General features: G+C 63.6%; 15 protein-coding genes. 10 read left to right on the top strand and 5 right to left on the bottom strand.

The annotated features are described in order from the left end of the window. Window positions 1-39: 39 nt before the first annotated feature. From recN to C8D77_RS23030, 5 genes are all read left to right on the top strand, one after another. Window positions 40-1,710 (top strand): DNA repair protein RecN, encoded by a 1,671-nt coding sequence (recN, locus tag C8D77_RS23050; RefSeq protein ID WP_109668234.1) that lies wholly within the window; start codon window positions 40-42, stop codon window positions 1,708-1,710. Between the two features lie 112 nt (window positions 1,711-1,822). Then, window positions 1,823-4,027 (top strand): NAD-dependent DNA ligase LigA, encoded by a 2,205-nt coding sequence (ligA, locus tag C8D77_RS23045; protein ID WP_109668232.1) that lies wholly within the window; start codon window positions 1,823-1,825, stop codon window positions 4,025-4,027. Continuing rightward, complete coding sequence (locus C8D77_RS23040; RefSeq protein WP_109668230.1) at window positions 4,027-4,719, top strand: DUF2461 domain-containing protein; 693 nt, start codon at window positions 4,027-4,029, stop codon at window positions 4,717-4,719. Before ligA ends, C8D77_RS23040 begins: the two co-directional genes overlap by 1 nt. A gap of 169 nt (window positions 4,720-4,888) precedes the next feature. Further along, window positions 4,889-5,617: an AzlC family ABC transporter permease gene (locus tag C8D77_RS23035; protein WP_109668480.1), complete on the top strand. Its 729-nt coding sequence runs from the start codon at window positions 4,889-4,891 to the stop codon at window positions 5,615-5,617. Continuing rightward, on the top strand, window positions 5,614-5,910 hold the full coding sequence (locus C8D77_RS23030; protein ID WP_109668228.1) for an AzlD family protein: 297 nt from the start codon (window positions 5,614-5,616) through the stop codon (window positions 5,908-5,910). The genes C8D77_RS23035 and C8D77_RS23030 overlap by 4 nt, the downstream gene beginning before the upstream one ends. A gap of 92 nt (window positions 5,911-6,002) precedes the next feature. Here C8D77_RS23030 and C8D77_RS23025 read toward each other — a convergent pair whose 3' ends face one another. The 3 genes from C8D77_RS23025 to C8D77_RS23015 all read right to left on the bottom strand — a co-directional run bounded on the left by C8D77_RS23025 (window position 6,003) and on the right by C8D77_RS23015 (window position 9,453). After that, the gene (locus C8D77_RS23025; RefSeq protein WP_109668226.1) at window positions 6,003-7,847 is read right to left on the bottom strand and encodes an aminopeptidase P family protein; all 1,845 of its coding nucleotides are present in this window, start codon (window positions 7,845-7,847) and stop codon (window positions 6,003-6,005) included. 144 nt (window positions 7,848-7,991) lie between these two features. Beyond that, window positions 7,992-8,864, bottom strand: coding sequence for a 50S ribosomal protein L11 methyltransferase (locus C8D77_RS23020; RefSeq protein WP_109668224.1), 873 nt, complete (start codon window positions 8,862-8,864; stop codon window positions 7,992-7,994). A 10-nt stretch (window positions 8,865-8,874) separates the two neighbouring features. Further along, a complete protein-coding gene (locus C8D77_RS23015; RefSeq protein ID WP_109668223.1) occupies window positions 8,875-9,453 on the bottom strand; it encodes an SCO family protein in 579 nt (192 codons plus the stop codon). A 188-nt stretch (window positions 9,454-9,641) separates the two neighbouring features. On the opposite strand from C8D77_RS23015, the gene C8D77_RS23010 reads away from it, so the two are divergent. The 3 genes from C8D77_RS23010 (at window position 9,642) to C8D77_RS23000 (ending at window position 11,612) form a co-directional block, all read left to right on the top strand. Then, window positions 9,642-10,145, top strand: a complete 504-nt coding sequence (locus C8D77_RS23010; RefSeq protein WP_109668221.1) for a CreA family protein — start codon at window positions 9,642-9,644, stop codon at window positions 10,143-10,145. Window positions 10,146-10,231: 86 nt separating this feature from the next. Continuing rightward, window positions 10,232-10,873: a transferase hexapeptide repeat family protein gene (locus C8D77_RS23005; protein ID WP_109668219.1), complete on the top strand. Its 642-nt coding sequence runs from the start codon at window positions 10,232-10,234 to the stop codon at window positions 10,871-10,873. A gap of 313 nt (window positions 10,874-11,186) precedes the next feature. Beyond that, entirely contained in the window at window positions 11,187-11,612 is a 426-nt protein-coding gene (locus C8D77_RS23000; protein WP_109668216.1) for a low affinity iron permease family protein, read from the top strand. A 3-nt stretch (window positions 11,613-11,615) separates the two neighbouring features. On the opposite strand, the gene C8D77_RS22995 is transcribed toward C8D77_RS23000, so the two are convergent. After that, window positions 11,616-12,482, bottom strand: coding sequence for an SDR family NAD(P)-dependent oxidoreductase (locus C8D77_RS22995; RefSeq protein ID WP_109668214.1), 867 nt, complete (start codon window positions 12,480-12,482; stop codon window positions 11,616-11,618). Between the two features lie 157 nt (window positions 12,483-12,639). Between C8D77_RS22995 and C8D77_RS22990 the strand changes: the two genes are divergently transcribed. Further along, entirely contained in the window at window positions 12,640-12,921 is a 282-nt protein-coding gene (locus C8D77_RS22990; protein ID WP_109668212.1) for a hypothetical protein, read from the top strand. A 3-nt stretch (window positions 12,922-12,924) separates the two neighbouring features. On the opposite strand, the gene C8D77_RS22985 is transcribed toward C8D77_RS22990, so the two are convergent. Continuing rightward, the gene (locus C8D77_RS22985; protein WP_109668210.1) at window positions 12,925-13,500 is read right to left on the bottom strand and encodes a TMEM175 family protein; all 576 of its coding nucleotides are present in this window, start codon (window positions 13,498-13,500) and stop codon (window positions 12,925-12,927) included. Between the two features lie 240 nt (window positions 13,501-13,740). Between C8D77_RS22985 and C8D77_RS22980 the strand changes: the two genes are divergently transcribed. Beyond that, window positions 13,741-14,148 (top strand): SH3 domain-containing protein, encoded by a 408-nt coding sequence (locus tag C8D77_RS22980; protein ID WP_109668477.1) that lies wholly within the window; start codon window positions 13,741-13,743, stop codon window positions 14,146-14,148. The last annotated feature ends 67 nt before the right edge of the window (window positions 14,149-14,215 follow it).

Genomic DNA, 14,215 nt, shown 5'->3' with positions numbered 1-14,215 from the left:
ACTGCAAATGGTCGCGTGCCGTTCTAGATTCGGGTTCTGATGCTTTCCAGACTGTCGATCCGCGATATCGTCCTGATCGAAAAGCTGGATATCGACTTCCAGCCGGGTCTTTCGGTGCTGACCGGCGAAACCGGCGCCGGCAAATCCATCCTGCTCGATGCCTTGTCGCTGGCGCTCGGTGCGCGCGGCGACGCGTCGCTGGTGCGCCATGGCGCGGCGCAAGGTCAGGTCATCGCCGTATTCGACGTGCCGCGCAACCATCCGGTGCGCGCGCTGCTTGCCGAAAACGCCATCGAGGATGACGGCGACATCATCCTGCGCCGCCTGCAGACGGCGGATGGCCGTACCCGCGTCTTCGTCAACGATCAGCCTTCGAGCGTCACCCTGATGCGCGATGTCGGCCGCGCGCTGGTCGAGATCCACGGCCAGCATGACGAACGTGCGCTGGTCGATCCCGGCGCGCACCGCGAGGTGCTCGATGCTTTCGGCGGCCATCTCGGCGCCGTCCGCTCGGCCGGCGAGGCATGGCGGCACTGGCGCGCCAGCGAGCAGGAGCTGTCGCGTCATCGCGCCAAGGTGGCGGCGGCCGCTCGCGAGGCCGATTATCTACGAGCGGCGGTGGCCGAACTGACCAAGCTCGATCCGCAGCCGGGCGAAGAGACCGATCTCGCCGAACTGCGCGCATCGATGATGCGGGCCGAGAAGATCGCCTCCGAAATCCATGATGCGCAGGATGTGCTGTCCGGCCCGTCCTCGCCCTTGCCACAACTGGCCAGCCTGCTGAGACGGCTGCAGCGCAAGGTGACCGAGGCGCCCGGCCTGCTCGACGAAGTGGTCAAGTCACTCGACGAGGCGATGCTGTCGCTCGACGCGGCGCAATCGGGCGTTGAAGCCGCACTACGCGCCACCGAATATGATCCACAGCGGCTGGAGAAGGCGGAGGAGCGGCTGTTTTCGCTGCGCGCGGCTTCGCGCAAGCACAGCGTCGCCGTCGACGACCTGGCGCAGTTGCGCGACACGATGTCGGCCGATCTCGCCGATCTCGATGCTGGCGAGGAGCGCTTGCACGGGCTGGAAAAGCAGGCCACTGCCGCGCGCGAGACCTATGACATTGCCGCCGCGCAGCTGTCCTCGCTTCGTCATGCGGCTGCGGTCGGCCTGACCAAGGCGGTCATGGCCGAATTGCCGGCGCTGAAGCTCGAACGCGCTGCCTTCATTGTGGAAATGAAGAGCGATGCCGAGAGCCGCATGGAAGAGGGCATCGATCAGATCGAATTCTGGGTGCGCACCAATCCCGGCACGCGGCCCGGGCCGATGATGAAGGTGGCGTCCGGCGGCGAGCTTTCGCGCTTCCTTTTGGCGCTGAAAGTGGCGCTGGCTGATCGTGGCTCGGCGCCAACGCTGGTGTTCGATGAAATCGATACTGGCGTGGGCGGCGCTGTCGCCGACGCCATCGGCCAGCGGCTGGCGCGGCTGTCGAAGCGCGTCCAGGTGCTCTCGGTTACGCACGCGCCACAGGTGGCGGCGCGCGCGGCGACGCATTTCCTGATCTCCAAATCCGGCACCACCGACCGTGTCGCCACCGGCATTGCCGAGATGGACCGGCCGGCGCGGCAGGAAGAGATCGCGCGCATGCTGGCCGGCGCCACCATTACCGACGAGGCGCGCGCCGCAGCCGAGCGGCTGCTGCGTGAAAACACCACGGCATAAGAACGAGGGGTGTCAGGGATCGAGTCAGGATATGGCTCCATCCCGCTGTTCAGGAATGCTTTTCCCAAAATCCTGATCTATTGTGGCGGGCCAAAGTTCGGGGGAGGAAAGCATGGCTGAAAAACCTGTCGATTCGCTCAGTGAGAGCGAGGCCGAAGCCGAGCTGAAGCGCCTGGCGGAAGAGATCGCCGAGCACGACCGGCGCTATCATACCGAAGATGCGCCTGTAATAAGCGATGCCGAGTATGATGCGCTGGCACGGCGCAACCTTGCTATCGAGGAGCGCTTTCCGGCGCTGGTGCGCGAGGATTCGCCATCGCTCAGGGTTGGTGCAGCACCCGCGGAGGGCTTTACCAAGGTGCGCCATGCCGTGCCGATGCTCAGCCTTGCCAAGGCCTATACCGACGACGATGTCACCGATTTCATCGAGCGCGGCCGGCGATTCTTCGATCGCGACAAGGATCTCGACATCGCCTTCACGGCCGAACCGAAGATCGACGGGCTGTCGGCTTCGCTGCGCTACGAAAACGGCGTGTTCGTGCAGGGCGCAACGCGGGGCGACGGCACTGTCGGCGAAGACATCACCGCCAACCTGCGGACAATCGCCGACATCCCCGCGAGGCTCAAGGGCTCGGGCTGGCCCGAAATCATCGAGATACGCGGCGAGGTCTATATGACCTATGCGGAATTCGAGGCGCTGAAGCAGCGGTCGGCGGCGGTCGGCGGTCAGGACTACGTCAATCCGCGCAACACGGCGGCCGGATCGCTGCGTCAGAAAGATCCATCCGTCACCGCCAGCCGCAACCTCAAATTCTTCGCCTATGCCTGGGGCTACACGACAGCGGATCCGGCTCCGACCCAATATGATTCGGTGCAGAAATTCGCCGAGTGGGGGTTCAAGATCAGTCCGCTGATGGTCAGGGCGAAATCGGTCGATGATCTGGTCGCCCAGTATCGCCTCATCGAGGAGCAGCGCTCGTCGCTGGGCTATGACATTGACGGCGTCGTCTACAAGGTCGACCAGCTGGAATTGCAGCGCAGATGGGGGTTCGTCACCGGCGAACCGCGCTGGGCCGTTGCGCACAAATTTCCGGCCGAACAGGCGATGACGACCGTGCAGAAGATCGACATCCAGGTTGGCCGCACCGGCACGCTGGCGCCGGTTGCGCGGCTGGCGCCGGTCACGGTCGGCGGCGTCGTGGTCGAGAATGTCACGCTGCACAATGAGGACTACATCAAAGGCCTGGACAGCACGGGTCAGCCGATCCGCGACGGCATCGACGTTCGCATCGGCGATACGGTCGTGATCCAGCGGGCAGGCGACGTCATTCCCCAGATCGTCAGCGTCGTCATCGACAAGCGGCCGCCCGATGCCGTGCCATACGAGTTCCCCCACACTTGTCCGATCTGCGGCTCGCCGGCGACGCGCGAGATCAATGAGAAGACCGGCAAGGAAGATTCGCGCCGCCGCTGCACCGGCGAACTGATCTGTCCGGCGCAGGCGGTGGAAGGATTGCGCCACTTCGTGTCACGCGGTGCCCTGGACATCGAAGGCCTTGGTGCCGAAAACATAGATACCTTCTTCAATGCGGGATTGATCAAGACCGCCGCCGATATCTTCACGCTCAGGGACCGCCGCCCGGCCGTCACCAGGGCGCTGGCGGAGCGGCGTGAGGAGCAGGCCAGGCAGCGCGAGGCTGCATCGGGCAAGACGCGCAAGAATGTGCGCAGCGTCGAGGACCGCAACTATGAGGGTCTCGACAAGCTGTTCACGGCCATCGATTCGCGCCGCGAGCCGGAACTCGACCGCTTCATCTTCGCGCTCGGCATCCGCCATATCGGCGAAACGACGGCGGCGGTGCTTGCCCGGACGTTCTCGACCATCGAGGAGCTGATCCGCGTCGGCAAGGAGACAGCGGCCGCAGCCGATCCACACAGCGTCTTCCCATCGGTCAACGGCATTGGCGACACGGTGATCGACGCGTTGCGCGATTTCTTCGGCAATGAGCGCAATGACGACGTGCTTGATGCGCTGCTCATGCAGGTCAAGCCGAAGCCGTATGTCGTCAACGTCTCAGCCGACAGCGAGGTCGCCGGCAAGACGGTCGTGTTCACAGGCTCGCTGGAGAAGATGACACGCTCCGAAGCCAAGGCGATGGCCGAGCGCCTCGGCGCCAAGGTCGCGGGCTCGGTCTCGGCCAAGACGGACCTGGTGGTCGCCGGACCGGGGGCCGGCTCCAAGCTCAAGCTTGCCAGCGAACTCGGTATCGAGGTGATCGACGAGGATGCCTGGCTGGTGCGGATCGGCAAGGCGTGATGGAAGGCGCATTCAAAGGGTTCGGCCCAAAAGCCATTCCGTTCCTGAAGGCGCTGGATTTCCACCAGAGCCGCGAATGGTTCCTGGAAAATCGTGACCTGTTCGAACAGGAGTTGCGCGATCCCTTTGGCGATCTGGTCGACACGCTGACCGAGCGCTTCGCAAAGGCGGACCTCGGCCTGCGCGGCGACCGCAAGAAGTCGCTGTTCCGGATCAACCGCGACGTGCGCTTCGCCAAGGACAAGCGGCCCTACAACCGGCATCTGTCGGCTATCCTGTCGCCCGACGGCACCAAGATGGAGCAGGGCGTGTTCTACGTGCATATCGGGCTCGAGCGCTGCTTTGCCGACATCGCCTGGTGGCAGCCGGAGCCGGCGCTGCTGCTGGCGATGCGCAAAGCCATCGCGGCAAAGCCGGACAGGTTTCGCGCCCTGGTGGCGGCGTTGAAGAAGAACCGTCTTGAACTCGAGACGGAAGGCCGCATGAAGCGTACGCCACGTGGCTTCGAGCATATCAGCGATGCTGACCTGGTCGCCGCCATCCGCCACCGGCATTTTGTCGTTCAGCATGTTATCGATCCGGCGGGAATCCATACGGCTGATCTGGTCGACGAACTCGTCGATTTCACCTTGCGCGCCAAGCCGCTGCTCGACTGGGGCAGGGCGATCGAGGGCAAGGTTCTCGCAGGCTAGCCCTTCGACAAGGCGCCATGGCGATCATTTTCGCTGATCATTTGGCTCAAGCGAATTCGTGTGACAGCGCAGGCTGCGCCACCTACATACCGCCATTCCCTTGTTGTTGTGCCTGTCGTTATCCCAAAACCGCTACGCATTTTTGGGCGACATGCATCAGGAGTGGTCGATGGCGACGGACGTAATTTCCGAGAGCGGCGCGAAAAGCGATTTCTGGCAAGGCGTGCGGCTCTCCATGCCTGTCGTCGTGGCGTCGGCGCCGTTTGCGGTGCTGTTCGGCGCGCTTGCCGTCGACAATGGCTTCTCGGTTCTGGAAGCCTTCCTGATGAGCGCGCTGGTCTATGGCGGCGCCAGCCAGATGGTCGGCATCCAGCTGTTCGGCCAGCACGTGGCGCCGTGGCTGATCGTGCTGTCGATCTTTGCCGTCAACTTCCGCCATGTGCTCTATTCCGCCGGCATCGGCCGGCGCATCGCGCATTGGCCCGTCATCAGCCAAGCGCTCGGCTATTTCATCCTCACCGACCCGCAGTTCGCTGTGGCCGAGGCGCGGGCGCAATCCGGCCAGACGGTCGGCTTCGCCTGGTATCTTGGGCTAGGTCTGCCGGTCTATGTGTTCTGGGTGATCGAAAGCGCGCTCGGCGCGGTGTTCGGCAAGCTGATCCCCGACACGCATGCGCTGGGCATCGATTTCCTGCTGCCGATCTATTTTCTCGGTCTTGTGCTGGGCTTCCGCAAGCGGCCGCTGTGGCTGCCGGTGGTCATAGCGAGTGCCGCCGCCTCCATCGTCGCCTACAAGACGGTGGGCTCGCCCTGGCATGTCTCGATCGGCGCGATTGCCGGCGTGCTGCTGGCGGTCATCCTGCCTCCCCACCACAGCGGCGTGAAGGCACGGCCATGAGCACGACATTCTGGATCATCATCGCCGGCGCAGTCGCCACCTATCTCACCCGCATCGGCGGGCATCTGGTGATCTCGCGCTTCGACACCATCCATCCGCGCGTCGAAGCCGGCCTCAATGCGGTGCCGGCGGCGGTGCTGACGACGCTGGTGGCGCCGGAATTGTTGAACGCCGGCCCGGCGGAGTGGGCGGCTTTGGTGGTCACCGCCGTCGTGTCACTGCGCGGTGGGTTGATGGCGATGTTCTTGGCGGGTGCGGCGGTACTGATCGTGGCGCGGCAGTTCGTCGGCTGATCCTGCGAGCGCGATCGTTTTCGAACGTTGGTGCCGCCCCTCATTGCCCTGCCCGGCATTTCTCCCCGTAAACGGGGAGAAAGAAGCTCACCTCAAATCTTCGCGTCATGCGGCAGCGGCGCTGTCGCCTTTTCCAACCAGGCCAGCGTCTCGCCGTCGAGCATCGGCCCGATCTCGGCCAGCACGCGCGCGTGGTATGTGTCGAGCCAGTGCAGCTCCTCGCGCGTCAACAGATCCGACCGCACCAGTCTGGTGTCGATCGGCGCCAGCGTTAGCGTCTCGAAGCCGTGCATGGCGATGTCGCCGCCCTCGACCTCTTCAGCCGGCGTCACCAGGATGAGGTTCTCGATGCGGATGCCGTAGGAACCTTCCTTGTAGTAGCCCGGCTCGTTGGACAGCATCATGCCTTCAAGCAGCTTTTCGGTGCCGGTGCGGGCAATGCGCTGCGGCCCTTCATGCACAGCCAGATACGAGCCGACGCCATGGCCGGTGCCGTGGGCGAAGTCGCAGCCGTGCTTCCACAGCGCCATGCGGGCGACGGCATCGATTTCCGAACCGCGCGTGCCGGCGGGGAAGCGCAAGGTAGAGATGCCGATCATGCCTTTCAGCACCAGCGTGAAGCGTTCGCGCATTTCCTCGGTCGGCTGGCCGATGGGCACGGTGCGGGTGATGTCGGTGGTGCCATCCTGGTACTGCGCGCCGGAATCAAGCAGGAACAGTTCGCCGACCTGCAGCTTGCGGCTGGTGGCGCGCGATACGCGGTAGTGCATGATGGCGCCGTTCGGGCCGGCGCCGGAAATGGTGTCGAAGGAGACGTCGCGCAGCGGCATCTGGGTTTCCTCGCCGGTCTGCCGCCGCGACTCCTCCAGCCTGGTGACGACTGATATCTCGTCGAGCGAGCCGGGTTTTTGCCGCTCCAGCCAGCACAGCAGCTTTGCCACAGCCGCGCCATCACGCCGATGCGCGGCGCGCGAACCGTTGATCTCGGCCTGGTTCTTGGTGGCGCGTGGGATGCGGGCAGGGTCGACTGCTGCAATCACGGTGCCGCCATTGGCTTCGACCAGCATGCGCAGCCTGTCGGCAGCCAGCACCGGGTCGAGCGCGATTTTCGCGCCACTCTTGGCAAGCGCCACGATTGCCGCTTCGAATTCGCCGGGCTCATGCGGCTCGGCGAGTTGGGTGAGGTAGGCCGCGACCTGACGCGAGAATTTGCGCTTATCCATGAAAAGCTGGTGCGACCCATCGGCGGCGAGGATGGCGAAGCCGAGCGCCAGCGGCGTGTGCGGCACGTCACCGCCACGGATGTTGAAGGCCCACGCAATGGAGGAGGGGTCGGTCAGCACGGCATGCGTGGCGCCGTCCTTACCGATCGCCGTCGCCAGCCGTGCCAGCTTGTCCTTGGCGAGTTCGCCGGCAAAGCCGATCGGGTGAAGTTCGACTGATGCCACCGGCGCCTCCGGCTGATCCTTCCAGATGATGTCGATCGGGTTCTTGTCGAGTGGCACCAGCACGGCGCCTGATTTGTCGGCCGAGGCCTGCAGCGCCTTGACCTCGCTGATCGTGTGCAGCCATGGATCAAAGCCGAGCCGTGCGCCCTTGCCAAGATTGTCCTTCAGCCAGATGGCCGGCGGATTGTCGACCAGGCTTTCGATCGAAAAGACGTCGAGATCGACCTCGCTACGCACCTGCAGCGTGTAGCGTCCGTCGACAAAGACGAAGGCGCGGTCGCGCAGGACGATAGCCACACCGGCCGAGCCGCTGAAGCCGGTCAGCCATTTCAGCCGCGCCGAACGGTCGGCGACATATTCACCCTGGTGCTCGTCGGCGCGTGGCACGATGAAGCCATCCAGCCCGTTGGCTTCAAGCCATTGGCGCAGCAGCGCCACACGCGGTTTGCCGACGGCCGGGTCGCCCGCGGAATCGAAGGTCTGGAACATGGTGGGCCTCCTGCAGTCAGCGACCGTAGCGTACGGTCGCGGAAATCGGAATCGATTTCCGGCTGGGCGCAACCTGCTACAGCATCGCTTGACTGACAACCGGCGGAACTTGGTCCAAGCCGGGTCGTTGCCGGCCTGTCTGCCTCAATGCTTGAGGTGGATCGTCACCCAACCCTCGCGGTGCAAGGTGCGCACGTGGCGAAAATTCTGGCCGACATAGGCTGCGATGACGGCGTCGCGCTGGCGCTCGAGGATGCCTGACAGCACGATCGAGCCGCCAAGTGCGATGTGACCAGCCATTTGCGGCGCCAGCCGCATCAGCGGCCGTGCCAATATGTTGGCGACGATGAGATCGAAAGGCGCGCGCTTGCCGAAGATCGGATGGTGGAAGCCCGGCGCGGTCACCGTCTCCACCAGCGCCCTGACGTGGTTGAGTCGGGCATTGGCGGCAGCCACTCTTACCGCCACCGGGTCGATGTCGGTCGCCAGCACTGGAATGTGCGCCAGCTTGGCGACGGCAATCGCCAGCACAGCGCTGCCGGTGCCGAGGTCGAGCGCATTGCGCGGACGCTCGCGCCGCACCACCTTTTCCAGCATTTCCAGGCAGCCGGCTGTGGTGCCGTGGTGACCGGTGCCGAAGGCGAGGCCGGCCTCGATTTCGATGGCGAGCTCGCCGCTGTGGCGCTTGCGGCGGTCATGCGCGCCGTGGACGAAGAAACGGCCGGCGCGCACCGGCTTCAGCTCTTCCAGCGAATGTGCCACCCAGTCGATGTCGGGCAGGGCCTCGCGCTCGATCGGCTTCGACAGGGAAAGCCCGGCAAGGATGTCCTTCAAGCGAGTTTCGACCATTTCGATGTCGCCATCGGCATAGAGCGACACTTCGTGGATGTCTTTGTCCTCGTCGACCTCCAGGACGGCGATCGGCAGGCCCTCTTCCTCGAAGGCCGCCTCGAGCGCCGCGAAAATGCTGATGGACTCGATCTTTCCGGTGATAAAGTAGAGGCGCGTCTGGGTCATGAAATGGTGATCAGCCTTTCGCCGCCAGCCGCTTCAGTTTGGCGACTGCCGTGTCCGAACTTTCGCCATAGGCGATGGTGCCGGCAAAGTCGCCCCTGGCGTTGAGCAGCAGCACCGAGGCGGTGTGGTCCATCGTGTAGTCGCCGTCGCCGGTGTCGACCTTCTTCCAGTAGATGCCGAACGACTTGGCCATCGCATGGACCTTGTCCGGATCGCCTGTAATGCCGGTGATGCGGTCGGAGAAATTGCTGACATAGGCGTTCATGACATCGGGCGTATCGCGCTCCGGATCGACCGAAACGAAATAGGCGTGCAGGTTCTTGCCGTCGTCGCCGAGTGTCTTCAGCCAGCCGGCCAGTTCGAACAGCGTGGTCGGGCAGACCTCGGGACAATGGGTGAAGCCGAAGAAGACGACGCTGGGCTGGCCCCTGAAGGCTGCCTCGGTGATCGGCGCGCCTTTCTGGTCGACCAGCGTAAAGGAGGCGCCGAAAGGCTCGCCGCCATAGTGACCGCGGTACCAGTCGAAGGTCAGCCAGCCGATTCCGGCCGCCATCAGGACGAGAATGCCGACCAGAATAGAACGCATCATCAGAAAAGTCCGTCCGCAGAAATCGTCGCGCCGGCTCAATGCCGTGCCTGTGCGACAGTCTTAGCGGTTCGGCCCCGCTCAGGCAAAGTGCCGCGTTGCCGCAACCGCAGTGGTGTTGACGTATCTGCTTGCAAAGCCGGGCTGTTCGCCCCACCTGTGACCGGCGACTCGAACCGCAGGAGGCTCCTTTGCGAGGATTGATTGGGCGAAAACTGATCGGCGGCGCGCTGGCCGCGTGCGTTGTCCTTGGCGCCGGCGCTGCTGGCGCCGAGGAAGTCGGCAAGGTCGGCGTCGACTGGCTCGGCAACGACATCATCGTCGAGGCGATCAAGGATCCGAAGGTGGAGGGCGTGACCTGCCACGTCTCCTATTTCGATCGCGGCATCATCGATCGCCTGCACAAGGGCAACTGGTTCGAGGATCCGTCCGATTCCTCGATCTCCTGCCGCCAGACCGGCCCCATCACCATCGGTGATATCGATATGGGCGAGGGCGGCGAGGAAGTGTTCAAGCAAGGCATCAGCCTGATCTGGAAGAAGCAGGTGGTGAACCGCATCTACGACAAGGCCAACGAGACGCTGATCTATCTCTCGCATTCGCGCCAGGTGCAGAACGGCTCGGCCAAGATGTCGGTTACCACCGTACCGCTCTACGGCCAGAACGTGGTGTGGAGCAAAGGCAAGCCGCAATGAGCGGAGCGAACTCCTTCGCGCAATTGGTCTGACGGACAATTGCTCGCGACTTGCGGGAGCAATTGCTCTGACGTAAAGCCGCCAGCATGGACCGTTCCGAAAACCTTGTCCCGAAAGACCCCGAGCCGCGCATCCATCCGACCGCGGAGCTGAAAGCGTGCAAGCTCGGCCGCTATGCCTCGATCGGTGAGCGGGTGGTGCTGCGCGAGGTAACGGTCGGCGACTTCTCCTATTTCGAACGCCACTCGGAAGCGATCTACACGACGATCGGCAAATTCTGTTCGATCGCCGCCAACAGCCGTATCAATGCGCTAGAACATCCCATCGAGCGGCTGACCCAGCACAAGCTCAGCTACCGGCCGAACGAGTATTTTCGCTGGCTGGGCGTCGACGCCGCATTCCGCGCGCGGCGGCAAGCGAAAGCCGTGACCATCGGCCATGATGTCTGGATCGGCCACGGCGCGGTGATCATGCCCGGGATCACCATCGGCAATGGCGCGGTGGTCGGCGCTAACGCAGTGGTGACGCAGGACGTGCCGCCCTATGCAATCGTCGCAGGTGTGCCGGCGAAGGCACTCCGGCCACGCTTCGCTCCGGATACTGCGGCGCGGATCGAAGCTCTCGCCTGGTGGGACTGGCCGGTCGAAAAGCTCGCCAGAGCGGTTCCCGATATGCGGGCGATGCCGATCGAAGCCTTCCTCGATCGCTGGGAAAACGACGCCGTTTGAGTTGCCAAAAACAGGTCGACGCTAGCCGGGCGGCGCTTTCGGGAGACCATGCTCCGCGCTCTGCGGACTGAAACCCCTTCCGCCATGCGGGGGTGGCGCGGCGGAAGGGGCTGGAGGTAAACCGCTGTGAAGCGGAAGGAACAGGCTCTCTTGCCTGCACGGTTACTGTGACATTGAACCCGTAAAGTGTATTTTCGTCCGCATTCTCTTTATGCGTGTATTCAATTGTGCCTGAGGTATTTGTCCGCGTCGGGAACCTGAAACGGTCGCCGGTTGTTTCTCATCGCGCCGCTGCGTTGAGGGATTTCGACAGATGGAAAAGCTTTTCACCAAGATCGCCAACTGGGTCGCCCATATAGCCGGCCTGCCGCCGACGTTTGCCGTCTGCTGCCTGATCGTCGTCGTCTGGGCGGTAAGCGGCCCGTTCTTCGGCTTTTCGGACACATGGCAGCTCGTCATCAACACGGGCACGACCGTCATCACCTTCCTGATGGTGTTCCTGATCCAGAACACCCAGAATCGCGACGGTGCGGCGATCCAGGCCAAGCTCGACGAACTGATCCGGGTCAGCGCCGGCCACAACCACTTCATCGGCATCGAGCACCTGACTGAATCAGAAGTCGAGGAGATCCGCGACAAATGCGAGCGTGCCGCCAAGCGGCACGACGAGCATATCGCCGCCATGGCGGCGAAGAAGGCCGTGGCGCAGAAGCGCACCCCGAAGAAGCACGCGGCCTGAAGGTCAGCCTTTCATGAACGCGGCGAAAGGCTCCTTGTAGTCGGGATGCCAGCGCGACAAAGCGGGGCGGTTCTCGATGATGTCGCCGATTGCCCAGGCCATGCGCTTTTCATCCAGCGGCCGCGCCGCCTCATTGTCCGGGCACAGGATGTAGAAATCGCCCCTGGTCAGGGCTTCCAACATGAAATCAACGACCTGTTCGCCGGTCCAGGCGCCGGCCGGCTTTTCCGTCGCGCCCTCGGTCAGCCCGGTGAAGGTGAAGCCAGGGATCAGCAGATGGGCCGAGACATGGCCGCCGGCCTCGTTGCGCAGCGCATGCGCCAGACCTTCGGTGAAGGTCTTCACCCCGGCCTTGGAGACATTGTAGGCAAGGTTGCCGGGCGGCGTGGTGATGCCTTGCTTGGAGCCGGTGTTGATGATCAGGCCAGGCCTGGCCGAGGCCAGCATGTGCGGCGCGAAGGCCTCGACGCCATGCACGACGCCCCAGAAATTGATGTCCAGCAGCCGTTTCCAGGCATCGCGGTTTTCCCAGGGCTTTCCGGGATTGTCGCCGACGCCGGCATTGTTCATCAGCAGCGACACGTCGCCGAAGGCGCCGAACGCCCGTTCGGCGAGACGGTCCACCTCATCCGCCTTCGAAACGTCGGCGGCGACGGCAAGCACGGCATCGTCGCCAGCAATCGCAGAGACGGCGCGCGCGGCGTCGTCAAGGCGCGCGCCGCCAATGTCGGCCAGCACGATCTTCATGCCCATCATCGCAAACCGCTTGGCGGCCGCAAGACCGATGCCGCTGGCGGCGCCGGTGATGACGGCGGCGTTGCCTCGGCCAAGCGCGGGCAGGGCGGTCTGGATTTCGGTGTCGGTGATCATGCGCGATGGGTTCCTTCTCTCGATGGCGCCGAACTTAGCGCTGGAACGGGCTTGCGCAAGCCTCTGCTCGCCTAGTCGGGTTGACCAGTCCGGTCGAGGCTGCGCATGTTGCCGAGACAAAAGAAGACTTTTGCCGAGGCAAATGGAGATTTCCTGATTGACGGACTGGGTTGCAATCCTGAAGGAACAGACCGCCACCGGTGACCAGATGGGCCGTGAGGTGCCGCAGATGCTGGCCAATCCCGACATCAGCGAGGTGCAGGTGAAGACGCTCTTTTCCGCCCTGGAGAAACAAGCCGAGTTCGTCGAGAAACTGCGCATGGCGCTGGAAAAGTTCGGCCATGATTTCTCGATCATCAAGGCCGCGGAACGGCTGGAGGAACGCTATGCCGACCTTGCCGCATCGGTGGCGGAAAAACTGAAAGCGATGCGCAAGTAGCTGCTACTTTTCGATTACCCGCGCGAAACGCGTATCCGGCACGAGCCATACGGTCGCGACCAGCACATAGATCGCGACGCCAATCCATTGGCTGATAAAGGTGAGCGGTATAGCCGCGAGGTAGAAGGCGAGCGAGATCTTGCCCTTGCGGTCGCCGCCCAGGGCCCTGGCAAAGGCGCTGTCGCTGCCGTGAAGCCGGTGCAGAGTGATGGTCAGGATGTTGAAGGCAACAGCACTTAGTGCGAGGTCGGCGCCGTAGACCGCGACCGGCACCGGCGCGAAATGGTTCTCGCCCATGAAGGCCGTCGTTACCGGCATCAGCGACAACCAGAACAGCAGATTGAGGTTTGCCCACAGCACGCCACCATCGACGCGTTGCACGGTGTGGAACATGTTGTGCAGATTGTTCCAGTAGATGCCGACATTGATGAAGGACAATACGTAGCAGAGGAAGACAGGCCACAGCGGTACCAGGGCCGAAAGATCCTCGCCATGCGGCACTTTCAGTTCAAGCACCATGATGGTGATGATAATGGCCACGACGCCGTCGGTGAATGCCTCGACCCTGCCTTTGCCCATGGATCCCACCTTTGCCCGCAACGGATTGTCGAAAGACAGTAAACTGTTAGCGGATGTTGAAGGGCCGATAAACGGTGCTCGGGAAATTCCTCAACCATATCCAGGGAAACTCCGGCATCAGTCCCGCTGATCAGGATGGTTGCGGCGGCCGCATGTTGACTTTTCCTGGCTTGGCCTCTCCCCTCGCAGGGCAGTCCCGGCCAAAGCAGACAAACGGCCGGGGTTCGAATGGAGGGACTGATGAGATTTCGTTTTCTGCTTGTGGTCGCGACCATCCTGGCCGCGGTCTTCGGGACGTCCGCCGCGGCCTTTGCCTACAGCGCCCACACCACGACCAATCTCAATGTTCGTAGCGGGCCGGGAGCCGGATACGCCAAGGTTGGAACGTTGCCCGCCGGCTTCAGGGTGAATGTCACCGGCTGCGAGCCGGGCTGGTGCCGGATCCATGGCGGCGGCGTGAGCGGCTGGGCCAGCGCCGGCTATCTCGAGCGCTCCCAGATCGTTCACCCGCCGATCATCATCGTGCGCCCGCCGCATCGGCCGCCGCATTGGCACCATAGGCCGCATCATCGTCCTCCGCACCATCGCCCGCCGCACAAGCCGCGTCCCGGCAAGTGCAAGATCGCGCCCGGCTTCCCCTGCAAATAGGGTTGATTGCGCCGGTCCGGGCGTTCCGGATCGCATGACGGGCAGGGCCGCAATCAGCTTGTGGCCC

Source organism: Mesorhizobium loti (assembly GCF_003148495.1).
Classification (GTDB): Bacteria; Pseudomonadota; Alphaproteobacteria; order Rhizobiales; family Rhizobiaceae; genus Mesorhizobium; species Mesorhizobium loti.
Note: the sequence above shows the minus strand (reverse complement) of the source record. Positions and strands in the feature narration are given on the sequence as shown.